The following is a 24,433-nucleotide window of genomic DNA, read 5'->3' as shown; positions in this document are numbered from 1 at the left end:
GGTAGAAAAATGGCAGACAAATATATATATGCTGTTGCCAGGATCCGGGCACTTGAGATGTCCCTGTTTTCACAGGCTGTGATTGAGCAGTTGATTGCCCAGAAAACATATGCGGACTGCCTTCAGTTCTTAGGTGAAAAAGGCTGGGGTGATACAGAAGCCGGAGTGCAGGATGCAGAGACCATTTTGAACAGGGAACTGGAAAAAACATGGACACTGGTCAAGGAGATGGTATCCGATCAGACAGTATTTGACGTATTGTTGATCCAGGATAGTTTCCATAATTTGAAGGCAGCGATCAAAACCGTTGTAGACGGAGAAGTTCAGGCAAATATATTTTATGACAATGCATCTGTTTCGGGTGAAGCATTAGTCGAGATCATTAAAGATAAAGATTTCCGGTCATTGCCGGAATCTATGCGGGAATGCGCATTAGAGGCATATGAGTGTCTGGTGCATACCGGAGATGGTCAGATGTGTGATGTTATCATTGACCGGGCAGCCATGCGGGCAATGCTTGCGGCAGCGGAGAAGAATGGAGATGCATTATTAAAAGAATATGCAGAGACAGTTGTGGCAGTTGCAAATATCAAGATCGCAGTCCGTTCTGTAAAGACAGAAAAAGGACTGGATTTTATGAGACGTGCGATGGAGGAATGTCAGACGCTCAATGTGGAACGGCTGATGCGGGCAGCACTTTCCGGTATGCCGGATGTGATCAAATATCTGGAAGAAACACCGTATTCCGGTGGAGCTGCGGCATTATCAGACAGTTCATCCGCATTTGAACGCTGGTGCGATAACCGGATCATAGAGGCGATCCGGCCGCAGAAATATAATTCATTTACGATCGGACCACTTGTTGCTTATGTACTTGCAAGGCAGAATGAGATCAAGACAGTCAGGATCATCCTGACCGGAAAGTTAAATCATCTGCCGGATGATGCAATCAGGGAAAGGGTAAGGGAAATGTATGTATAGAATTGCAGTATTAGGTGAATATGACAGCATCTATGGCTTTGCGACTCTGGGACTTGAGACCTTCCCGGTATCCGATGCAGAACAGGGCAGTACACAGCTCAGAAGACTGGCAGAAAGTGGATATGCCGTTATCTATGTAACAGAGAGCATGGCAGAGCAGATCAAGAAAGAGATAGAGAGATATAAGACGCAGATGCTTCCGGCGATCATCCTGATCCCAGGAGTTTCCGGTAATACATCTGCAGGTATAAATGGAGTAAAGAAATCCGTAGAACAGGCAGTCGGTTCGGACATTCTGTTCAGTGGAAACTAGGAAGGAGCGTGACCAGAAAACGTGGCAACAGGTAAGATAAAAAAAGTTGCAGGACCTCTTGTTATCGCAGAGGGAATGCGTGACGCGAATATGTATGACGTTGTCAGAGTAAGTGAGAGCCGACTGATCGGCGAGATCATAGAGATGCATGGAGATCAGGCATCTGTTCAGGTTTACGAAGAGACATCAGGACTTGGACCGGGTGCACCGGTAGAGTCAACCGGAATGCCGCTGTCCGTAGAACTTGGACCCGGACTGATCAGCAGTATCTATGATGGTATCCAGAGACCTCTGGATGATATCATGAAAATCTGTGGAAATAATTTGCAGCGAGGCGTTGAAGTTCCATCATTAAAGAGAGATATCAAATGGCCATTTGTTCCATGCGTTAAGGCAGGGGACAAGGTAGAGACCGGAGATGTGATCGGAACCGTACAGGAGACAGTTGTCGTAACTCAGAAGATCATGGTTCCATATGGTATAGAAGGAACTGTAAAAGAGATCAAGAGCGGAGATTTCACAGTAGAAGAAACTGTATGTGTGATCGAGACAGCAAAGGGTGATAAGGAACTGACACTGATGCAGAAATGGCCGGTTCGTAAGGGTCGTCCTTATGCAGAGAAGATTCCGCCGGTTATGCCGCTTATCACAGGACAGCGAGTTGTCGATGCATTCTTCCCGATCGCAAAGGGTGGTGTAGCAGCAGTTCCCGGACCATTCGGTAGTGGAAAGACCGTTATCCAGCATCAGCTTGCAAAATGGGCAGAAGCCGATATCGTTGTATACATCGGATGTGGTGAACGTGGAAACGAGATGACAGACGTATTAAACGAGTTTCCGGAACTGAAGGATCCGAAGACAGGATACTCCCTGATGGAGAGAACCGTTCTGATCGCAAATACATCGGATATGCCGGTTGCAGCCAGAGAGGCTTCTATTTACACCGGTATTACGATCGCAGAATATTTCCGTGATATGGGATATTCCGTTGCGCTGATGGCTGACTCTACTTCCAGATGGGCAGAAGCACTTCGAGAAATGTCAGGACGTTTACAGGAGATGCCCGGTGAGGAAGGTTATCCTGCATATCTAGGAAGCCGTCTGGCACAGTTCTATGAGCGTGCCGGTATGGTTAAGACACTTGGTTCGGAAGGAAGAACCGGAGCCTTATCCGTAATCGGAGCCGTATCACCTCCCGGTGGTGATATTTCAGAGCCGGTATCGCAGGCAACCCTCCGTATCGTTAAGGTATTCTGGGGACTGGATTCTGCACTGGCTTATAAGAGACATTTCCCGGCGATCAACTGGCTGACCAGTTATTCGCTGTATGTAGATAACATGGGAAAATGGTTTGAGGAAAATGTCAACGAGCATTGGATGGAAGACCGTCAGAAGCTTATGACATTATTACAGGAAGAAGCAGAGCTGGATGAGATCGTTAAGATGGTTGGTATGGATGCCTTATCTGCAGGCGACCGTCTGAAGATGGAAGCAGCCAGATCCATCCGTGAGGACTTCCTGCATCAGAACTCATTTCATGAGATCGACACTTACACACCACTGGATAAGCAGTTCCGCATGATGGAACTTGTGCTGGCATTCTATGAGGAATCATCAGAAGCCTTGAAGCGTGGTGCAACTATAAAGAATATTCTGAATATGGAGGTTCGTGAGAAGATCGGACGTTTCAAATATACACATCCGGAAGATGTGGAAGCAGAATATGACAAGATCATAAAGGCACTTCATCAGGAACTGGAAGCAGCCATAGCAAAGGAGGACTAAGCATATGCCAAAAGAATATAGAACCATACAGGAAGTTGCAGGACCTCTGATGTTGGTACATGGTGTAGAAAATGTTACCTATGATGAACTTGGTGAAATCGAGCTTGCAAGTGGCGAAGTCAGAAGATGCAAGGTTCTTGAGATCAATGGTGAAGATGCACTGGTACAGTTATTTGAGAATTCAACAGGTATCAACCTTTCAAACAGCAAAGTAAGATTCCTTGGACGAAGTATGGAACTTGGCGTATCAGAAGATATGCTTGGCCGTGTATTTGACGGACTGGGAAGACCAATCGATAAAGGACCGGATATCCTTCCGGAGGAGAGAAGAGATATCAACGGTCTGCCAATGAATCCGGCAGCAAGAAATTATCCGTCGGAATTTATCCAGACAGGTATCTCTGCTATTGATGGATTAAATACACTGGTAAGAGGACAGAAGCTGCCGATCTTCTCAGCATCGGGACTTCCACATTCGAAGTTAGCAGCCCAGATCGCAAGACAGGCTAAGGTGCGTGGAACAGATGAACCATTCGCCGTAGTATTTGCTGCTATGGGTATCACCTTCGAAGAAGCAAACTTCTTCACGGAGAGCTTCAAGGAGACAGGCGCGATCGACAGAACCGTACTGTTTATCAACCTTGCAAATGACCCTGCGGTTGAGCGTATCGCTACACCTCGTATGGCACTGACCGCTGCGGAATATCTTGCATTTGAAAAGAACATGCATGTACTGGTTATCCTGACGGATATCACAAACTATGCAGATGCATTACGAGAAGTATCCGCAGCCCGAAAAGAGGTTCCGGGTCGTCGTGGATATCCCGGATACATGTATACAGACCTTGCAACATTATATGAAAGAGCAGGAAGACAGCGTGGCAAGAATGGTAGTATCACAATGATCCCAATCCTTACCATGCCTGAGGATGATAAGACACATCCAATCCCTGACTTAACAGGATATATCACAGAGGGACAGATCATCTTAAGCCGTGAGCTTTACAGAAAGGGTGTAACACCACCAATCGATGTACTTCCATCTCTGTCACGTCTGAAGGATAAGGGTACCGGTGAAGGAAAGACAAGAGGAGATCATTCCAGCACCATGAACCAGTTATTTGCTGCATATTCCCGTGGTAAGGATGCAAAGGAACTTATGACGATCCTTGGTGAATCTGCATTGTCGGATATCGATATTTTATATGCAAAGTTTGCAGAAGCATTTGAAAAGGAATATGTATCTCAGGGTTATGAGACAGACAGAAGTATCGAAGAAACATTAAACATCGGCTGGAAGCTGTTATCGATCCTGCCTCGTGCAGAACTGAAACGTATCGATGACAAGTGGTTAGATATGTATTATGGAAAGTAACGAGAAGCGCGTGAGTAGACTTGCAAATGGGATGCTTGAGCTTGCTCATAACAGACGATTTGCAAGGATGCGAGCATGGTTCGACAGAACCCACCGAGCCGACAGGCGAGGTGGAGCGCTTCGAGTTAATAAACGGAAGAGCGCTACGAGCCGACAGGCGAGGTGGAGCGCTTCACAGTCTATAAACCCTTTATAAGGAGGCAAAAATGGCAGCTACACAGGTAAATCCTACCAGAATGGAACTGACCCGTTTAAAGAAGAAGCTTGTTACGGCAACCAGAGGCCATAAGCTGTTAAAAGATAAACGAGATGAGCTGATGCGGCAGTTCCTTGATATGGCAAGAGAGAATATGGCACTTCGTGAGAAGGTTGAGGCCGGTATCAAAGCCGCCAATACGAATTTTGTCATAGCAAAAGCCGGCATGTCTGAACAGATCCTTCATACGGCACTGATGGCACCGAAACAGGAAGTCCAGCTTACCTGCAAGGATCGAAATGTTATGAGTGTAGATATTCCGGTATTTGAATATACAACAAAAAGTGCAGATGAGAATGATATCTATTCTTACGGTTTTGCATTTACTTCCGGTGATCTGGATGATGCAGTAAAATCACTTGCTGACATCCTCCCGGATATGCTGAAACTGGCAGAAATCGAAAAATCCTGTCAGCTTCTGGCATCGGAGATTGAGAAGACCAGACGGCGTGTAAATGCACTGGAGCATGTTATTATTCCTGAGACAAAGGAGGGCATCCGATATATCAGTATGAAGCTTGATGAGAATGAGCGAAGCACGCAGGTGCGACTCATGAAGGTCAAGGATATGATGCTGGAGGAAGCCCATCACTATAAAGAGCATCAATTTGAGTGATGCAGACGGACGAAAACTCCTGATATTATACATTGTTATTACGCAAAACGCTTGCGCTCTATCCTCGGTGCAACGGTACGTAAGGCAGCAAGGGACGCTGCCTAAGAACCGGCACTCGGATAGGTTTGCTACATAACAAGTATAATATCAGGAGTTTTCTGCTTGTTGTTATATATAAATAAGATTTTATTTGTTTCGTTCAGCAAGTTGAGCCTTTAAAATCGCGATTTCTGCACTCATTTCACATACTGTGGCATCTCTTTCGGCTAGGGCAGCATCCTTTTCAGACAGAGCAGCGTCCTTTTCAGACGGAGCAACATCCTTTTCAGACAGAGCAACATCTTTCTCAGATAAAGCAGCAATCGCTTCATCTCGTTCTTTTTTCAATTCATCGATCATGTAGTTGACTGTATTCTCATCCAATTTTCGTAATGCTTCAGAAAACATGGTAACAACCTCCTCCGGGTGATACAGATACTCAGACATATCCATGCAGATAGATATCGGATAATTCGGGATCTTTACATTCTTTTGGACTGTTTTCAAACATCACGATTGTATAAACGGTTTTCAGATCCTGATAGGTGAATGTACTTCCCTTTTCCCCTTTTACTCTGGTGTACTGGCGGAGCAATAGATCAGCAGAGTAGCAGGACATCCGCTCACCGGGAAAGGTGTATGGAATCTTCTGGATCTCCACATTTGCGATCGAACCATCTTCTAACTGAACAATGATATCCAGAAGCAGGAGAGAAGTTGATGGCAGCATGCTGTCCTCATTTGACAGGATACATTTTACGGTTACTTTTGTGCCGATGATACTGCTAATCAGTCGTGATAACCGTTCCGGGTATATATCTGGGTTGAACAGCTTTTTGAAAAATGGATCATAGGTCAATGGCAGGCTTTTCTTACCTTCCATAAATTCCAGAAAGTTTGATTTCCATTTGTCAGGCCAGTTCAGATATGTCCGGTAAAGGGGTGGATTCTTTTTCAATTCTACCAGACATTCCTCTTTGGTTCGGGATGGGAAAAGCTGATGGATGTTTAATGCGGCAGGCTGTATAGCATTGCCTTTCTGTGAGACAGCAATGTTTCTTTTTTCATTTTCATTGTACATAAATTTAATTCCTCGTAATATCCGGCGCCTGTTTTGTCGACAACATAAAGACAGCTTTAAAGAAACAGTTGAAAAAGAAATCCATCGGATATATAAAGACGTGGAAGATAAAATAATAAGAAGATAAATTTTTAAATCCCCTGCCTGTTATAGATAGAAACATATGAATCTATAACAGACAGTTTTTTGTTGCGTTTAACTTGACAAAACAGTAAAAAAGAGTAAAGAACAGTAAAAAAAGGAGGTGCAACATGCAAAATCCGTTTTTATTAGTTTTCGGAAGAAGTCCTTTAGAATCAGTGTCCAGATTAGTACAGACAAATGAAATTATAGAACTGTTTTCAGCAGATTTATATGATTACAGGGGGACGAGGCAGTGGAAAGAAAGTTATGCTGACGGATATTTCAAAGCATTTCCGAAAAGAAAAAGAATGGATCGTTATTGAGATGAATCCGGAACGTGATCTGCTGTATAGTTTTGCTGCAAAACTATATGATCAAAAGGAATTAAAAGATTTATTTATAAAAGCCAAGATTGATTTATCTGTACTTGGAATCGGTATATCAATAGAAAAAGCAAATCCTTTTTTGATATAGACAGTATCTGAGTGAATATGTGTATGACAAGATCTGGTCGGAGTTATCGAACAAAGACAGGAAGATCTGTTATGGTATTGCAAAAACAGAATCCGGTAAAATAAAGGAGATACGAGATAAGCTTTCATTAAAAACAAATGAGTTTAATCCTTATCGAGACAGGTTAAAGAAAAGGGGCATTATTGATTGCGAGGAACATGGGTATGTTTTCTTTTCATTACCTGAATTTGGGGAATATGTATTAACGCATTTGTAATATTAGATAGATTGATATAACTTCTATAAAGAAATAAACATTTTCAACTTGTACCTCTTTTGTTCGCACGATAATATGAAAGAAATGAATTCTTTGCGTGTAACAGAGAATTTATTGGAGGTATCCTGTGTCTGATCAAGGTCATCGTTGACCGGCAGGGGAAAAAGCTTCCGGGAACGATTACTGACTTTGTCAATGAAAATGGTGTTGATTTTCCGGTTGTGCAGTTTCAGTATAATGGACAGGATATGAAATTACGAGCTGCAAATGGCGGAAACAAAAAGTTAAACCGGAATGATCCGGTGGAGATCATTTATCGTCCGGGCAAAGCAAAGTATGTGAACATTGTTGGAGATAACAAAGATGTAGTGATCGCAGTTGGAATAACCGTATGTGGTATCGGTCTGATCATTTGTAAGATTTTACGGTAAATAATTATAAACTTGTTTTCCTTTCCAATATCCGTTACAATCAAACTTGGAGAGACGGAGGCAATATACAAAGCTAAAATATGCATGTTATTCTGTTCTATCAGTATTAAGAAAGGAGATAGAACATGGATAACGAAATTGTATATTCCTCCAAGGCAACTGATCAGAAAGCACAGTATGATGCCAGTGCCAAGCGCCTGCTTGGACAGAAGATCATACTGGCGCATATACTGATCAGGGTAGTAGAAGAATTTAAAGGTATGGATGCAGATACGGTCGCTTCTTTGATTGAAGGTGAACCATATATCAGCCAGGTTCCGGTTGAACTGGGATTAACGAACAAAGAAACGGTGGATGCCAGAACCGGTGAACGGATTGTCGGACTGAATACAGAAAGTTCCGAAATTGATGAGGGAAAGATATATTTTGATATTATCTTCTATGTGCGGATGCGAGATGGACTGGCGAAAATGATCATTAATCTGGAAGCCCAGAAGAATGAACCGACAAAGTATTTTATCTTAAATCGGGCAATCTTCTATACGGCAAGACTGGTGTCATCCCAGAAAGAGCGGGAATTTACAGGTTCTGACTATAACGAGATCAAACAGATGTATTCCATCTGGATCTGTATGAATATGAAAGAGAACAGTCTGAGTCATATTCATATGGTAAAAGATGATTTACTTGGCGAACAGGACTGGAAAGGCAATCTGGATATTCCTAACATCGTGATGATCGGATTGGCAAAGGAGATACCGCCTAAGGAAGAAAGATATGAACTGCATCGCTTACTTGGAACGCTATTGTCGCAGACAATGACGGCAGAACAAAAATTGAAGCTGATGAAACAAGAGTATGACATACCAGTAGACAGACACGGTATCAGAGACGAGGTGAAGATCATGTGTAATCTAAGTGAAGGTGTAGAAGAAATGGGATATGCGAAGGGCGAAGTCGCTGGCAAAGCTGCTGGCAGGGCAGAAGGCGAAAAAATAGGCGAAGCACGAGGTAAGGTCATTGGAAGGTCTGAAGGAAGATCGGAAGAAAGAGTTGATATTATCCTGAAAATGCATAAGAAAGGCTACACCTTAGAACAGATCATGGATGTAACCGATATGAGCGAATCGGAAATTAAGGCAATTATAGACTAAAGACACAAGCAGGACAGGTAACATGTATATTTTAGTAGAAGTCCAGATATGTCAGAAATGCTGTATCTGGACTTTTATGCTTTATTACAGGTATCAGGAAATTAGACAATTTATCTAAAAAGTTAAAAAGAATTTGTACACTATTGGAGTCAAGATGCATATGGATATCAGATTTGTTATTCTACTAAGAAAAATATGAGTGGAGCAAAGAAAAAAGTAACAAAGAAATTATCCAAGACATTAACCGGATTAAAATCTAAAAAGAAATACTACGTTAAGGTTCGTGCATTTAAGAAGGATTCTACCGGAAACCGGGTGTATGGAAAATGGAGTGCTGTAAAAGCAGTCAAGATTAAATAATCTGGAATTAGATGTGTAGCGCTCACAGAAAAAAGTAGAGTGCAAGTAGAAGGAAGTGTAAAAACTGCCGCCAGTCATTTAACTGGCGGCAGTTTTGTGTTCTTCCGGAGTGTATTAATTTTTTGTATTTGAATGTTGCCGGTCGTATGAGATCATTTTCGTCCATATCGGAAATCGCAAGAATCTGCACCTTCGGCGATCGTCTTTGTCCGGATGAGCTTCATCTGCATCATGTCTGCAAGAACATAGTCCATGCGGCACAGATATTTTGCCAGTTCAAAGCAGTCTTCATCCCGGCACAGATTACAGATACCACAGGTATGATAATCATAACCAAGTTCAAAATCATCCTGTGGAGTTCCTTCGATAATATCAACAACCCAGTCGTTTTCATATCTGTGTAAATGGGAATCTGCTGACCATTTCAGTCTGTCCGGCATCTTCTTTTTATCAAGATAGCTGTTGGCATTTCCGACCGCTATATGAAACAGCTTGTTGGAAGATAAGCCGTCCTTGTACAGTTCATAGCAGGCTTCCGGTGACAGTGGGGTTTTACGGTTTAAGGCGATAAAATATGCTCCCATGCAATAGGAACTCATAAGTCTGGATTTGCCAATGTCCTTCGCATTTTTCATAATCGATACATATTCCTGCTTTATTGCTTTTTTATTAATATTCAATTTCTGTTTTGCTGCCTGCTTCATACAGGAGCTGTGATAAAAATATCCAAATAATTTCTGCGTAAATCCATATTCCATTTTAAGCTGCCTCCATATTAATCAAATTCCAATTCGATGATCTGGCACTTTTTCTTCCATATAGAGGAATTAATAATGTTTCCTGTACGGTTCCTTTTTCAATCTTAATTTTTTCCATGTTTTGGTTCCTCCTGTTTTTTTATTCCAAGTGCTGCTTCCAGTCCATGAAGCAGAATGTTCATTGCTTCTAAAAATGCCTGTTTGCACTCAGGTGTGATCCCGTTTTTGCAGGAATCATCTGCGATTATTTCACAGACCATCGAGAACTCAGAGGATGAGAGAATATAGACTGTTTTTTCTGATAATTGATTTGATGCAAGTCCTCGTTTGTATAATTCGGAATAATACTGCATTGCAAATCCGGTGCATTGTTCAATGTAGATTTTACGAAAACGGCTCAGGTATGTACCGGAGTCATTTTTTAAGAGCATGTGAAATAACTGCATGTCATCCTCTAACAACTCAAAGGTGCGGATGGATATCCCGGAATATAAGACCTGAAGTAACTGATCATCTGTCATGGAAGTAAAATCTGCATGCAACATAGATTCGGAAAGCAGCATAAGCTTATTTTCGCTTTCCGCAAAGATTTCTTCAAACATATCTTCTTTGCCGGAAAAGTGTTTATAGATCGCTCCGGGGGTGATTCCGGCTTTGGCTGCGATCCTGCGCATGGAAGCTTCCTGATATCCATATGTCAGAAAGATATCTTTGGCACTCGTAAGGATTGCCGTTCTGGTTGCTTTTGTACTTTCTCGGATTGTTCTCACTCCTTTTTGTTCAAATGGTAAACACTGTTTACTTTATAGCACAGATCATAAATGAAATCAAGAAAATAATGAATATAAGATTAAAACAATTACTTGCGTTATAGAAGAAAGTTAGGTAAAATAATTTCTGTATGTAAAATGCTAGAAATGAATGATACTATATAGAAGAAAGTAAAGTAGTTGTGAGGGAGATGGACGATGAAATTATCCATTTTGTGTTGTTTAACGGACGAAGAAGAATTAAACAAGGCGACCATTGAAGTATTTGAAAAGATGGCGGCATATGGGCTTGGTAAGAATAATAAAGTCCGGATCGGTGAAGAATTTGCAAATGCAGCAGGGGAAGGCAGTATGGCATCTGCAGAAGGAAGCAGTACTGATATTGGCGACAGTGATCTGTCGGCGGATGATATTTCTCAGGAAAAGATCAGCATGGGTGAAAAGAAGAAGCATGCTGAGGCTGAGAAAGAAAAAGAAGAAAAGAAATCAGAGACTGTAGTTTCGGATGCGCAGATGGCAGAGTATTCGGTTCAGTTTGTGCTGAATACCAGTCAGGTAACAGCAGATAAAGACTGGTATAATAATGTGATCACCAGGATCGGTAATCCTGCATTTACGGTAACAATTGACGATACCGCATATACTGCACCGGCAGAAGCATATCATCAGATGGCAGAGAAAGCAGAGGGAGATTACTGTGTATTTATAGAAGCCGGAGATGTGATCTCAGAGAATCTGGCAGAGATCCTTACAAATGGAATTACAATCTGCCCGGGATATCATGTATATATGATCGCAAAAACATTTGCAAATGCAACGAAAGGTGCATTTCGTAATTTCTTAAAAGTTACAGACAGTAAAAAGGAATTAAAAGCATTTTATGTGATCGATCTGAAGAATAAATACGACTGTTATCCATTTACTTTTGCAGGAACAATTTTAAAAACGGATATTTTAAAACAACATAATGTCAATACATCACTGGGATTGGAAATAGAACGTGATTTCTTCCTTCGTTTGATGGCAGAAGAAATGAAGGTTGTATATCTTCCGGGTGTGGAATATACAGCATACGAATATGAGGAACATGATATTACATTTTATCGTGGATTGTATATGCAGGAGTGGTATTTTGATTCTATTACAGAATTCTGGATGCCGTTCTTAACAGAAATGAAAGAAAAATATGGAAGGATACCGGTATTTATCCAGTATAATTTCATGTATTCCATACATGCCAGATTTGAAGGCAACATGGACAATCGGAACAAGCATGTGATCGAGGAAGGCCATGGCGAGGAATATCTGGAACTGATAGGTAAGGCACTTGGATTGATTGAAGAGAGTATCATGCTGAACCGGAATAAGATAGCGGCATGTATCACAGGTGATACGATGAAATGGGTGTATGGTATCTTACGAAATGGACAGGATTATAGGTTTCAGCGATTTTTCCTTGCAGGAAAGATCTATTATGGAATCGGGGATACCCTGTTTAATTCAGTTATGAGCTTAAGCACTAACATCCTGTTCATCAATTACAGAGATGGTAAGCTGGAGATCGATGGAACGGTTCATCCGATCCTGTACTCCATGGCGGACGAGATTTATTTCAAATATAACAATGTCAAATATAAGATCGAATATAACGGACGATATGGTCTGACAAAGGCATTTGGAGCAGCTATCTGTAAGAGGCATTCTTTCCATCTGAGTATTCCGGTCGCAAAGAAAAATGAAACAGCAATATCCTGTGAGGCGAAATTCGGAACGCAGATCGAGGCAATCACACTTCGTTTCCCATCCCATTTCAGTCGGGTATGTGGAGCCTTTACAAACAGCCACTGGTTCTTTGGAGATAACAGAGAGTATATGATGACATCTGAGCGGAGAAGTATGGTGATCCGTAAGGTTAGCAAGTCACAGAAATTTGTAAAAGAGCTTAAGTTACTGAAGGATATGTTTAAGAAGGATAACTGGACAAGAAAGTATGCGATATTCAGAATGCTGTACTTTATCTGTCGTCCATTTATGACCAGAAAGCCGATCTGGATGTATATTGATAAGATTTACAAGGGCGGGGATTCATCTGAGTACCTGTATAAATATGCCAGTGCACAAAACAGCAAGGATATTAAGCATTATTATCTGGTTGATAAGAAGAGTACCGATTATAAACGCCTGAAGAAGGAAGGCTACAAGCCGTTGGTGCGTGATTCCTTAAAGCACAGACTGGTATTCTTATATGCAGATATGATGGTGATATCGAATTCAACTGTGTATGCGTTTAACGGATATAAGCTGAAGAATTCCGCATTTATCCGTGATCTTCCGCATTTTCATGTCTGCTGTGTTCAGCATGGTATGTCGATCCAGAAGATCGCGATCGCACAGAACCGTCTGCGAGACAATCTCAGACTTTATTTCTGTGCATCCAAGTATGAGATCGAGAACCTGTCACGACCGGTATATGATTATGTTGGCTATGATGCATTGAGGCTGACCGGTGTACCACGTTATGATGGCTTGAAGGATCGGGCAAAGAAACAGATTATGATCAGCCCGACCTGGAGAATGCAGGCAGCAATGCCGGTGCGTACCAGTGAGAGTGAGCAGCGTGATTACAATCCACTGTTTAAAGAATCCGAATACTTTAAGGTATTCAATGCACTTATTAATGATAAGCGTCTGATCGAAGCAGCAGAGAAATACGGATATCGGATCAAATATGTTTTACATCCGATCGTAAGTTCTCAGGTGGAAGATTTTGATAAGAATGATTTTGTAGATATTGTTCCTGCAGTTGGTGATATGAGCTATGAAGATATGTTCTGTGAATCCAGCCTGATGGTAACGGACTTCTCAGGTATTCAGTTCGATTTTGCTTATATGAGAAAGCCATTGGTATATCTGCATCATAAGGATATTCCACAGCATTACGAGGAAGGAACCTTCCATTATGATACGATGGCATTTGGTGAGATCTGTCATGATAATGATGAGCTGATCGATACTTTGATCGAGTATATGCAGAATGACTGCAAGATGAAGCCGGAATATGTAAAGCGTGCGGATGATTTCTTCTACTACAGAGATCACAATAACTGCGAGAGAATTTACAAAGAAATGATCGACTATCAGGAGAAATATGTTCTTCCTGAAAGATATTAACGAAATACAAATTAATAAAAACAGGCGGTTATCAGTCTGGATATGCATGATAAAGAGTGAATGCATATCTGCGAAGATCTGGTGGTTGCCTGTTTTTTTGCTGCCACGATATGGAAAGGAAGAGAAAATTTTACAGCATCTGTAGATTAGTGATTGTGCAGAGCGTAAATGCCATGATAAAATATGTTTAATATCTGCGGAGATGAATAGAGGAAGACAGATCATATAAATGAAAAGGAGCGAGTGACTATGAAAAAATGGAAGAAATTAACTGTGGCATTAGCTGGAATTGCCGCTTGTGTTGGACTGATCGGAAGTCCGGCTATGGTACAGGCAAAGGAAGATTCTGCAAAGGCTGTATTGCAGACACAGACAGTATCTGAATCAGACCAGACAGAAGCGGAGCTATCGGCTGTAAAGGCGGTAAAGCTGAATGCGGATAAGGTTGGGGAGACGACCTCCTACAATGATATGATGTATTCACCGGAGAAGAATGGAATTTATTTTGTCCATACAGTAGGTGAGGTTTATGGAAATTACAGGACATACGAGATCGTATTCTATGATATTTCCAAGAATACATATACGACGGTATATACAAGTGAACGTGGGGTTGAAGAGTCTTATATGGATGATAATGCCATATATTTTGCGAAAACGGATGTATCATATACGAATAACGAAAATACAGGTTCTTATGATTGTACATGTGATTTAGAGATCACAAATTATAATTTTAAGACAGGAACAGTAAATAAGCAGGCATTTGAAACATTGGATATTGGTGCGAACTGGGCAAATCCTATATCTACATTTGGAGTCGATTCATATGGAAGATATTATATTGCGACCAATGAAGATAAATTGTATCTGTTCAATTCCGAAGGAAAATTATTGAGTACGACCAAATGTGGAAGTGAGATATATGAATTTGCAGGCTTTGATAAAACGAATGGTAATTTTTATTACCGAGGATCAGAGAACTGGAGATATTGGGGATATGATCACAGCATGGCAAGTCTGAAGGCTGGCAAGGTAAACAGCGATAATTCTATCACGATCAAGGGAGAGAATATGATGTATCTCTACCAGGATGGATGGTTTGCACATAAGGCTCCGATCCGGATGTTAAATGACAGGTATCTGGTATCTCTGTCTACATTTAATGGGAACATCTGTGTACTGATAGATTCGAATCAGTATGATATAAATGATGTAACCCAGAGCTCTACAAGTATTAACCTGATTGATAGCAGTGTATCCGTATCACCAATCAACATTGCAAATAAAAAAGCATTGAAGATGGCGTTTTACACAGCTGATTCATATTACAGCGATGGATATATTGACCTTACAAGCATCGGACCAAGATGTGCATTAAACAGCACAGCAAAGTCTCTGATCGTAAAAACAGATGAGACGGTATTAACAGAATACGACATAGCAAAGCAAAAAGAGAAGATACGGTTACAGACAAAGTACCCGGTCTATACATTTTTCATGGACAAATCCACCTGTGTAGTAGTAGAGAAAAAGAATGACAATTATTATCTGGAAACATTTGACTGGACATATCCGACAACCTTCCGTGTGAGTGCACCGGCCAGTATGAAGGTAGGAGCATCGGGAACAGCCGTCTGCAGTACAAATGGTGGCTTTGCTCTGGACTATACTTATAAAAGTTCAGATCCAAAGATCGTAAGTGTCGATAAGAATGGCAATTTAAATGCATGGAAAAAGGGAACGGCAACGATCACGATCAAGGCAGATCCGATCAATGTGAAGAAGACGATCACGATCAAGGTAACAGATTCGACTTTATCAAAGAGCAGTAAAACTTATAAATCGACCGGAGCAGTCGGTACAGCATCAGCAACCATGCATCTGAGTACAAACAGTGGATATACATATGGAAATGTACAGACCGCTTATCTGAATGCAAGATCCGATGGAACCTTTGAGCGTGTAGAGTATATCAGAGGTTTGGTAGTTCGCGAGGTTTATGATTCTTCTTATCGGTTAAAGAGCCGGAAAAAGATCAAATGCGAACTCCCGTTATTTGGCGGATATTATAATGGAGAGAAATACAACTATCTTGTATTTGGACAGTCAAATACAAAGGAGAGCAAGACAAAGGAAGTTATCCGTGTTGTAAAGTATGATAAAAACTGGAAGCGGATCGGAGCCTGCCGGATCAAGGGAGCAAATACATATATGCCATTTGATGCAGGTGGACTTTCAATGACAGAAACAGCAGGTAAATTATATATACACACCTGTCATACGATGTTTGCCAGCAGCGACGGATATCATCATCAGGCAAACTGTACCTTTGTAGTAAAAGAGAGCAATATGAAGCTGGCAGATTCGTATTATGATGTTATGAATCTGTCAGAGGGTTATGTCAGCCATTCATTTGCACAGCAGATTGAAACAGATGGTAAGTACATTTATCGTGCAGATCTGGGAGATGCTTATCCAAGGGGTATTGCGCTTACAGCAACGAAAGTCGGAGATCAGGTAAAGGATCCGTCCATGTATGGAACGGTTATTGCGATTCCGGGAGACACAGGATATAACTATACCGGTTATACATTAAATGATCTGAAGCTTGGAACCAATAACTATATTCTGACCGGAACAGGCATCAAGAACGAAAAGACCTCTGTAAGAAATATCTATGTGAATGCAGGATCGAAGACACATTTGCAGACAGGTGCAAAGTGGATCACGAACTATACAGCGAAGGATAAGATCACGGTTATGAATCCAAAGCTTGTAAAATTGTCGGGAACACAGTTCCTGTTATTATGGGAAGAAAAGAATACAGTGAAGAATACTTATACAACGAAGATGGTGCTGCTGGATGAAAGTGGAAATAAAACCTCGGAGATCTGTTCTTCTCCACTGGCACTTGCGATGTGTGAGCCGGTTGTAACCAAATCCGGTACGGTTATATGGTATGTAACCAATAACGATTCACCGGTATTTGTCGAGATCAATCCATATCAGTTATCCAAGGTACAGAAAAAAGCCAGGAACGTAAAGACCTTCAAAACCGACAAGACAGAGTCATTTGATAATGGACAGAAGAGTGGATACCGGAAGGGTGATATCTATATCAAGGATAAGATGATTTATAAGATCACATCATCAAAGACGGTTGCCTTTGGCGGAGTTACTTCAAATACCATCACATCACTTTCAATTCCTAAGACTGTGAAGATTGGAAAGAAAACATATCAGGTAACGGCGATCGCATCCCGTGCCTTTGTAAACAGAAAGAAGCTGAAAAAAGTAACGATCGGTGCAAATGTATCCAAGATTGGAAATTATGCTTTTTATGGATGCACAAATCTGAAGACCATTACGATCAAGTCAACAAAGTTAACAGCATCGACTGTTGGCTCTAAAGCATTTTCAAAGATCTATACAAAAGCAACGATCAAGGTCCCGAAAGGAAAGAAGATGGTATATAAGAAGTTCCTGTTAAAAAAGGGAATTACAAAGAAGATGAAGATAAAATAGAGAGCTGGAGATTTCTGTAGTCGATGAGCTGTCAGGCATTTATATGTCTGACAGCATTTTCTTTTATAAGAAAGGAATGACCTGTAATGTAAAAATATTTCGCTGAGCATAAAAATATATGATATTGTCCAGAATATAGAAAAAGGGTGGTGGATGTGTACATGAAAAGATCGGCGAAGATTTACATGGTGCTGCTTGTCTGGATCGCAGCAGCATTGCAATTTTTTATAAATAAGAAAATGGACATTGAAGAAGTATTTGCCGGAGTGCAGGAGGCAGATGCACAGATGCAGATCGATGCGGATGTGAGTGCATGGGGCGTGTACCAGGTGGCTCATTCTCATCTGACGCCGACAGCAATAAAAAATCTTCTGTTAAATACGGCTGAATATTTTTGCCTAACTTCCGGTGAACTGACAGTCACCGGACAGGATGAGTATATAACAACATTTCAAAGCAACGGGGAAAGTGAGCTCTGGAGAATCACTTTCCTTGTTGATTCTAATACCGGTCAGAGTTATCTGATCTTTCATACGGATAATATAGAAGCAGTTGACCGGATTCATACATTCTATGATGATCTGAATATTGATGAGGTGGTGAGCGTTGAAGCTGATATTTCTTTGCAGCCGTCAGGGAAGGACCCATTATTAGAGAAATTGCTGGCTGAGCTTCCAGTCACAGGGCTTACGCAGACTCCGGAAGGCTGGTATGGACGGCTGAATTCCAACGTGCATCTGAGCGATCTTGCAGCAAATAAAAATGTCCGGATTCAGGAGACGGGTTACGGTTCGGTTCATCTTCAATTCGGTGATAAGACAGATCTGGTCAGACTGTATGCTTCGGTACTTACACAATAAAAATCCGTATGAAAAATCTATACAAAACCTAAGAAAAATAACACGAAATATATATTAATTTTCTCCCGGATATGTTAGAATTAGTTGATTTTTGTCTAATGATAAAAATTATAAATAACTTGAAAAGGAGAGTGTATAAATAATTGGAAAACATTATCGAGTTAAAGCATATCACAAAAAATTTTGATGATAACTTTACGGCTGTGGATGACTTTAATCTGGAGGTGCAGCGTGGAGAGTTTGTAACCTTTTTAGGGCCGTCCGGTTGTGGTAAGACGACCACACTTCGAATGATAGCCGGTTTTGAGATGCCGACAGAGGGGGAGATTTTATTAAATGGTAAGGACATCAGTAAGTTGCCGCCAAATAAGCGCCCGATCAATACGGTATTTCAGAGATACGCATTGTTTCCACATTTAAATATTTATGACAATATCGCATTTGGCCTGAAGCTGAAAAAGCTTCCAAAGGCTGAGATTGAAAAGAAAGTAAAAAAAGCTCTTGAGATGGTAGATCTTGAAGGGTTTGAAGATAGACGCGTTCAGACATTGTCCGGTGGACAGCAGCAGAGAATTGCAATTGCACGTTCACTGGTAAATGAGCCGGAGATTCTGTTGCTTGATGAGCCGCTCGGTGCGCTGGATCTGAAAATGAGAAAAGAGATGCAGCTCGAATTAAAGGAAATGCACGAGAGACTTGGAATTACCTTTATCTATGTAACCCATGATCAGGAAGAAGCGCTTACAATGTCAGATAAGATCGTTGTAATGTCAGAAGGACGTATCCAGCAGATTGGTACGCCGGAGGATATTTACAATGAGCCGAAGAATGCATTCGTTGCGGACTTTATCGGAGAAAGCAACATTTTTAATGGTATCATGACAGGCAAATTAAAGGTTCGTTTTTGTGGTGCGGAATTCGAATGCCTGGATGATGTAGAGCATGGAACACAGGTGGATGTCGTAGTGCGTCCGGAGGATATACTGATCGTGTCGCCGGAGCAGGGAGCAGTAAAAGGAACGGTTATCTCTGTGGTATTCAAGGGTGTTCATTATGAGATCACAGTACAGTCCGGTAAAAATGAGATCGTGATACAGTCCACAAAGTCTGCAAAGGTGGGCGACATGGTTGGACTTAACGTAGAGCCGGATGGCATTCATGTTATGCCTGCGGAGAAAGCACTGAACCGCATCGAGACAGGAGTTGACAAATATTATAAGCTGGAATTCTTAGATGGTGAGCTTGAGTGTGATCTGAGTAAGATCGTTCCATCGTCTCATTATGAGGATGGTGTATTAATGGATGCGTCCGGAGATGTCATCGATCATGAGCGGCTCAAGGTGATCTTAACGATCAAGCCGGATGATATTACGATGAGTGATGATCAGGAGGAAGGTATCATATCCGGTCATATCATTAACCTGATCTATAAAGGAGACCACTACAGCTATGTAGTCCGTACGGAGAATGAGGAAGACTTCATTGTTCACGATGAATATCTCTGGAATATGGATGACTTTGTCAGCCTTGTGATTCCAAAGGATAAGATCCACTTTGAACTTAAGAAATAACCGAAAGCAAAAGGAGACAGAGATGAGTACATTACGTTTTTCCAGAAAACAACTGTGTGTGCCATATGCATTGTTCCTGATATGCTTTGTGGTTGCACCGCTTATAGTCATTATATATTATGCATTTACAAATGGGGAGGGACAGTTTTCGCTGGAGAACCTGACAGGATTCTTCACCAGTCCGAACACGATCGGAACCCTTGCCTACAGCTTTGCGATCGCCTGTGTATCGACTGCAGCAGCTTTGTTGCTGGCGTACCCGATCGCCTATATACTTGCCAGAAGTGAATGGAAGAAAAAGTCGATCATTGTTATGATCTTCGTTCTTCCGATGTGGATCAATTTTACGTTAAGACTGACTGCTTTAAAGGAAGTCCTGACGTTGATCGAGCATAATCTGGCATATTATCCGTTTTTGAATTCCGTGATCGGTATGGTATATGATTTTCTTCCATTTATGATCCTGCCGATCTATACAACATTGATGAAGTTAGATAATAGTCTGTTAGAAGCAGCAAATGATCTGGGTGCAAGTTCTGTTCAGACATTTTTAAAGGTGACGCTTCCATTATCTGTTCCGGGTATCATCAGTGGTATCGTGATGGTATTCCTTCCGTCTATGACGAACTATGTTGTATTGGATATGTTGTATAACAGCACTTATGTTATGGGTAGCCTGATAGGCAGCTATTTTGCTGCATACGATTGGCACAATGGATCCATGATCGCACTGGTGCTTCTGTTGATCATATTAATCTTTACTCTCTTTACAAATAAATATGAGGGAGAAGACAAGAACAGAGGAGGTGCATTGTTATAATGAAAAAAGGATTTCGGGTTGCTTTTATTATATTGATGTTGGTGATCCTCTATCTGCCGATTCTGATCCTTGCAGTTTATAGTTTTACGGATTCGGCAAATATCGGAACAATACACGGATTTTCCGTTCAGAATTATGTTACATTATTTACCAAGCCTGAGCTTGCAGATATGATCTGGGGTACGGTTCTTCTTGCGGTTGGATCTGCGTTGATTGCCACTCTGCTTGGAACATTGGGTGCGGTCGGTGCATTTTATTCCAAGAAACTTGCATCGGGGATCGTATCTGCGATGAATCAGGTTCCGGTTGTAAATGCAGATGTTGTAACCGGTTTTTCAATCTGTATCCTGCTGATCGTGGTATTTGGTGTCAGCAAAGAATCCTATGTGCCGCTGGTAGTCGGACATGTCGTGCTGTCTGCACCATTTGTTTATCTGTCAGTTGTACCTAAGCTAAAGCAGATGGATGGAAGCTTGTATGAGGCTGCGATGGATCTGGGTGCATCACCATTTACTGCGCTGATAAAAGTAGTCCTTCCACAGATCTTACCGGGTGTGATTTCAGGATTTGCACTGGCAATAACTTTGTCATTAGATGATTATTTCATTGCGAGTTATACAAAGCCGGCTACATTTGATACGATCAGTACTTATGTCGTAAATGCGACCAAGGGTTCTCAGACAGAGATCAAGACTGCTTTATGGGCGTTATCAACAGTGATCTTCGTGATCGTTATACTGATCGTTGTTGGAATGAATATGACATCAAAGGCAAAGGCGAGAGCCGGAAAGGCAGGTGGCAGATATGAATAAGAAGAAGTTATTCAAAGGATTTGCCGGCTTCTGTGCCGGACTTATGATGCTTACGCCTGCGGCTTATCTGGTACATGCGGAGGCAGATGATAAAACGCAGGATCAGGCAGAAGCGTCTGCAGCATCAGATAATACAGGGAGTGATGCAGCAAAGACAGATGCTGCTAATGTACAGAAATCGGATGATACGATCGTGCTTCGTGTATCCAACTGGGAAGAATATATCGACCTTGGAGAATGGGATGAGGACGAAGTGATCGACCTGGAAGATGGAACCGAGATCTTCGGTGAGAATTCCATGGTGACAGATTTTGAGAACTGGTACTATGAGACATATGGTCAGAAGGTAAAGGTGGAATATTCCTGCTTTGGAACAAATGAAGACCTTTATAACATGCTTACCCTTGGTGATAAATACGATCTGGTCTGTCCATCCGACTACATGATCATGAAGTTGATGGCAGAAGAAAAAGTAGTTCCGTTTTCGGATTCGTTTTATGACACGAGTATAGAGGAAAATTATTATGCAAAGGGAGTATCTCCATATATCAGACAGACCTTTGATGAAAATGAGATCAATGGTGAGAGCTGGAGCAAATATGCAGCCGGATATATGTGGGGTGTAACCGGTATCTTATATAATCCGGAGAAGATAACAGAGGAAGAAGCAGGTACATGGAATATCCTGAATAATCCGAAGTTTGCACGTCAGGTTACGATCAAGGATAATGTGCGTGATTCTTATTTTGCGGCACTTGGCATTTTGAAGCAGGACGAATTGACATCAGAGAAATTCATAAATGCAGATACTTATCATGATGATCTGCTTCGGGTAATGAATGATGTCAGCCCGGAAACGATACAGGAAGTGCAGGATCTGCTTCAGGATATGAAGGACAATGTATATTCCTTTGAGACAGACAGTGGTAAGGCAGATATGGTATCCGGTAAGGTGCTTGCAAATTATCAGTGGTCCGGTGATGCGGTTTATGCGATGGATCAGGCAGAAGAAGATGATCTTTATCTTGATTTCGCCGTGCCGAAGGAATCTACCAATCTCTGGTTTGATGGCTGGGTGATGTTAAAGGATGGTATCGATGAAGATGCCAGAAAACAACAGGTAGCAGAAAGCTTTGTGAACTTTCTTTCAAGACCGGACAATGCAGTCAGAAATATGTACTACATCGGATATACTTCTGTTATTGCAGGAGGTGAAGATGATAATACAGTATTTGATTATCTGAACTGGAATTATGGTGCGGAAGATGGAGAAGAAGATACAGCAGAATATCCGCTTGGTTATTTCTTCAGTGGTGATAATTCGGATCCTGATTACATCATAACTGCTCCGGAGGAGCAGACAAGACGTCAGCTCTATGCCCAGTATCCGGACGAAGCGGCGATCGAGCGAAGTGCGATCATGCAGTATTTCGATGTAGATGCCAGCAAACAGATCAATCAGATGTGGATCAATGTCCGTTGCTATAACATTAAGGATGTAACGCCGCAGGTGTGGGCAATCGTGGTGATACTGATCCTTGCGGCAGCAGGGCTGATCGTACATTATAAACGTTCTCATTACCACAGCTAAGTGATGTGATTTCGGCGATCAGCCGGGAGTTTATAGAATAAAAAAGAGGAATCCTTTATGTTCCAACCATACAATCGTCAGATTTTATGTCTGGCTTTTGTAGGTGGAACAAGAAGGGTTCCTCTTTTTTGTGGGGATTACCAGGTCAATGAAAATTCAACCAGCTCCGGTGTTTCCGGTTTGCCGATCAGCGGTTCCTTTCTGTCCAGAGCAGATAAGAAAGCCATTTCATCATCCGTCAGTGGCTGCTAGTTTTACGTGCTATTCCGGTCAGACTGATACCGGATGACACGAACCCGAAGAAATGGACGAATGAAAGCCGTCCAAAGCATGAATAATAAGATGAAATAATTTTTTCAGTGATATTTGAGGGATTTTGAAATTATAATAGATTTAAATGGTATTAATAAATAAAAAATGTTATTATAACTACATAATATATGAATAAAAATAATCAGGAACAGGAGGAAAATTTTATGACAAGACAGGAAGTTTTAATGACCTTTGCACAGGGTGCTAAAAAAATATTGGAAAATAATTTATCTAAGCTTATTGTCTATGGTTCTTATGCTCGTGGTGATTATAAGGAAAATTCAGATATTGATGTTATGATATTAACCCCCTTTTCAAAAGAAGAAATAGAACAAGTCGAGAACAAAATTTTTGATCTTGCTTTTGAATTAGAACTGGAATCAGGCATTGTGATTAATCCAGTTCTGGAAAATGAGGAACATTATAAATATTGGTTGGGGGCGTTGCCATTCTTTGATAATGTAGAGAAGGAGGGGATAGTAATTGGATGAGAGACAAAAGAATTTAAGTAATTATCGAATTGCCGAAGCTGAAGATAGTTTAAAAGTAGCAGCACATTGTTTAAAAGAGGGTTTGTATAAGGATTCGATTAATCGTTCTTACTATGCTGCATTTTATGCAGTAAAAGCTATATTGGCGTTGAGTACAGTTGATTTTAAGCGTCATAAAGATGTTATGGGATACTTTAATAAAGAATATGTGGCTAAAGAAATATTTCCGCGTGAAATTGGAAGAAAGCTTGGAACGTTACAAAGAGTACGTGAAAAAAGTGATTATGATGATTTCTATATTGCGTCACGAGAAAAAGCGGAAGAACAGTTTCAGACAGCGGAGCTGGTTATTGGGGAGGTAAAAAAATATTTGGATAAGTAATAAATAATGGATAAAAGGGACTGTGCAGCAGTCCCTTTATTTTGAATAGTAGTACGAATAAGAAAGATAAAAAATAATTGTTAGAGTGAGCATTTATAATAGTTATTTTATCAAACTTTCATG

The 24,433-nt window shown here is 41.1% G+C and carries 23 protein-coding genes; 19 read left to right on the top strand and 4 right to left on the bottom strand.

Annotated elements, in window-relative coordinates:
• The first annotated feature begins 9 nt into the window (after window positions 1-9).
• From OCV60_RS08560 to OCV60_RS08540, 5 genes are all read left to right on the top strand, one after another.
• A complete protein-coding gene (locus tag OCV60_RS08560) occupies window positions 10-981 on the top strand; it encodes a V0D/AC39 family V-type ATPase subunit (protein ID WP_021944906.1) in 972 nt (323 codons plus the stop codon).
• Window positions 974-1,294 (top strand): V-type ATP synthase subunit F, encoded by a 321-nt coding sequence (locus OCV60_RS08555; RefSeq protein WP_021944905.1) that lies wholly within the window; start codon window positions 974-976, stop codon window positions 1,292-1,294. Before OCV60_RS08560 ends, OCV60_RS08555 begins: the two co-directional genes overlap by 8 nt.
• Before the next feature lie 21 nt (window positions 1,295-1,315).
• The gene (locus tag OCV60_RS08550) at window positions 1,316-3,079 is read left to right on the top strand and encodes a V-type ATP synthase subunit A (RefSeq protein WP_021944904.1); all 1,764 of its coding nucleotides are present in this window, start codon (window positions 1,316-1,318) and stop codon (window positions 3,077-3,079) included.
• A gap of 4 nt (window positions 3,080-3,083) precedes the next feature.
• Entirely contained in the window at window positions 3,084-4,454 is a 1,371-nt protein-coding gene (locus tag OCV60_RS08545) for a V-type ATP synthase subunit B (RefSeq protein ID WP_008402614.1), read from the top strand.
• Between the two features lie 206 nt (window positions 4,455-4,660).
• On the top strand, window positions 4,661-5,326 hold the full coding sequence (locus OCV60_RS08540; protein WP_021944903.1) for a V-type ATP synthase subunit D: 666 nt from the start codon (window positions 4,661-4,663) through the stop codon (window positions 5,324-5,326).
• A 186-nt stretch (window positions 5,327-5,512) separates the two neighbouring features.
• On the opposite strand, the gene OCV60_RS08535 is transcribed toward OCV60_RS08540, so the two are convergent.
• Both OCV60_RS08535 and OCV60_RS08530 read right to left on the bottom strand, forming a co-directional pair.
• Window positions 5,513-5,773: a hypothetical protein gene (locus OCV60_RS08535; protein ID WP_262530031.1), complete on the bottom strand. Its 261-nt coding sequence runs from the start codon at window positions 5,771-5,773 to the stop codon at window positions 5,513-5,515.
• A gap of 31 nt (window positions 5,774-5,804) precedes the next feature.
• Window positions 5,805-6,446 (bottom strand): PD-(D/E)XK nuclease family transposase, encoded by a 642-nt coding sequence (locus OCV60_RS08530; RefSeq protein WP_262530030.1) that lies wholly within the window; start codon window positions 6,444-6,446, stop codon window positions 5,805-5,807.
• Between the two features lie 354 nt (window positions 6,447-6,800).
• Between OCV60_RS08530 and OCV60_RS08525 the strand changes: the two genes are divergently transcribed.
• The 4 genes from OCV60_RS08525 to OCV60_RS08510 all read left to right on the top strand — a co-directional run bounded on the left by OCV60_RS08525 (window position 6,801) and on the right by OCV60_RS08510 (window position 9,244).
• Window positions 6,801-7,043, top strand: a complete 243-nt coding sequence (locus OCV60_RS08525; protein WP_243000507.1) for a mS29 family ribosomal protein — start codon at window positions 6,801-6,803, stop codon at window positions 7,041-7,043.
• Between the two features lie 504 nt (window positions 7,044-7,547).
• On the top strand, window positions 7,548-7,730 hold the full coding sequence (locus OCV60_RS08520; RefSeq protein ID WP_147341681.1) for a hypothetical protein: 183 nt from the start codon (window positions 7,548-7,550) through the stop codon (window positions 7,728-7,730).
• Between the two features lie 125 nt (window positions 7,731-7,855).
• The gene (locus tag OCV60_RS08515; protein ID WP_262530029.1) at window positions 7,856-8,884 is read left to right on the top strand and encodes an Rpn family recombination-promoting nuclease/putative transposase; all 1,029 of its coding nucleotides are present in this window, start codon (window positions 7,856-7,858) and stop codon (window positions 8,882-8,884) included.
• 195 nt (window positions 8,885-9,079) lie between these two features.
• Window positions 9,080-9,244, top strand: a complete 165-nt coding sequence (locus OCV60_RS08510; RefSeq protein ID WP_243863340.1) for a hypothetical protein — start codon at window positions 9,080-9,082, stop codon at window positions 9,242-9,244.
• Between the two features lie 152 nt (window positions 9,245-9,396).
• On the opposite strand, the gene OCV60_RS08505 is transcribed toward OCV60_RS08510, so the two are convergent.
• The gene (locus tag OCV60_RS08505) at window positions 9,397-10,002 is read right to left on the bottom strand and encodes an L-2-amino-thiazoline-4-carboxylic acid hydrolase (protein ID WP_021943447.1); all 606 of its coding nucleotides are present in this window, start codon (window positions 10,000-10,002) and stop codon (window positions 9,397-9,399) included.
• Window positions 10,003-10,106: 104 nt separating this feature from the next.
• A complete protein-coding gene (locus OCV60_RS08500; RefSeq protein ID WP_262530028.1) occupies window positions 10,107-10,772 on the bottom strand; it encodes a TetR/AcrR family transcriptional regulator in 666 nt (221 codons plus the stop codon).
• 198 nt (window positions 10,773-10,970) lie between these two features.
• Between OCV60_RS08500 and OCV60_RS08495 the strand changes: the two genes are divergently transcribed.
• From OCV60_RS08495 to OCV60_RS08450, 10 genes are all read left to right on the top strand, one after another.
• Complete coding sequence (locus OCV60_RS08495; RefSeq protein ID WP_117785845.1) at window positions 10,971-13,943, top strand: CDP-glycerol glycerophosphotransferase family protein; 2,973 nt, start codon at window positions 10,971-10,973, stop codon at window positions 13,941-13,943.
• A 249-nt stretch (window positions 13,944-14,192) separates the two neighbouring features.
• Window positions 14,193-17,471: a leucine-rich repeat protein gene (locus tag OCV60_RS08490; protein ID WP_262530027.1), complete on the top strand. Its 3,279-nt coding sequence runs from the start codon at window positions 14,193-14,195 to the stop codon at window positions 17,469-17,471.
• A 161-nt stretch (window positions 17,472-17,632) separates the two neighbouring features.
• Window positions 17,633-18,331, top strand: coding sequence for a hypothetical protein (locus OCV60_RS08485; protein WP_118675286.1), 699 nt, complete (start codon window positions 17,633-17,635; stop codon window positions 18,329-18,331).
• Between the two features lie 143 nt (window positions 18,332-18,474).
• A complete protein-coding gene (locus OCV60_RS08480; RefSeq protein WP_021943441.1) occupies window positions 18,475-19,902 on the top strand; it encodes a polyamine ABC transporter ATP-binding protein in 1,428 nt (475 codons plus the stop codon).
• A 22-nt stretch (window positions 19,903-19,924) separates the two neighbouring features.
• On the top strand, window positions 19,925-20,722 hold the full coding sequence (locus OCV60_RS08475; protein ID WP_118675287.1) for an ABC transporter permease: 798 nt from the start codon (window positions 19,925-19,927) through the stop codon (window positions 20,720-20,722).
• Window positions 20,722-21,534, top strand: coding sequence for an ABC transporter permease (locus OCV60_RS08470; RefSeq protein WP_173788500.1), 813 nt, complete (start codon window positions 20,722-20,724; stop codon window positions 21,532-21,534). The genes OCV60_RS08475 and OCV60_RS08470 overlap by 1 nt, the downstream gene beginning before the upstream one ends.
• Complete coding sequence (locus OCV60_RS08465) at window positions 21,527-23,125, top strand: ABC transporter substrate-binding protein (RefSeq protein ID WP_173788501.1); 1,599 nt, start codon at window positions 21,527-21,529, stop codon at window positions 23,123-23,125. The genes OCV60_RS08470 and OCV60_RS08465 overlap by 8 nt, the downstream gene beginning before the upstream one ends.
• A gap of 57 nt (window positions 23,126-23,182) precedes the next feature.
• Window positions 23,183-23,377 (top strand): hypothetical protein, encoded by a 195-nt coding sequence (locus OCV60_RS08460; RefSeq protein ID WP_021943437.1) that lies wholly within the window; start codon window positions 23,183-23,185, stop codon window positions 23,375-23,377.
• A 224-nt stretch (window positions 23,378-23,601) separates the two neighbouring features.
• A complete protein-coding gene (locus tag OCV60_RS08455) occupies window positions 23,602-23,928 on the top strand; it encodes a nucleotidyltransferase family protein (RefSeq protein ID WP_021943436.1) in 327 nt (108 codons plus the stop codon).
• The gene (locus OCV60_RS08450; protein ID WP_021943435.1) at window positions 23,921-24,310 is read left to right on the top strand and encodes a HEPN domain-containing protein; all 390 of its coding nucleotides are present in this window, start codon (window positions 23,921-23,923) and stop codon (window positions 24,308-24,310) included. The genes OCV60_RS08455 and OCV60_RS08450 overlap by 8 nt, the downstream gene beginning before the upstream one ends.
• Window positions 24,311-24,433 lie beyond the last annotated feature (123 nt).

This window comes from Coprococcus ammoniilyticus (assembly GCF_025567345.1).
Taxonomy (GTDB): domain Bacteria; phylum Bacillota; class Clostridia; order Lachnospirales; family Lachnospiraceae; genus Coprococcus; species Coprococcus ammoniilyticus.
Note: the sequence above shows the minus strand (reverse complement) of the source record. Positions and strands in the feature narration are given on the sequence as shown.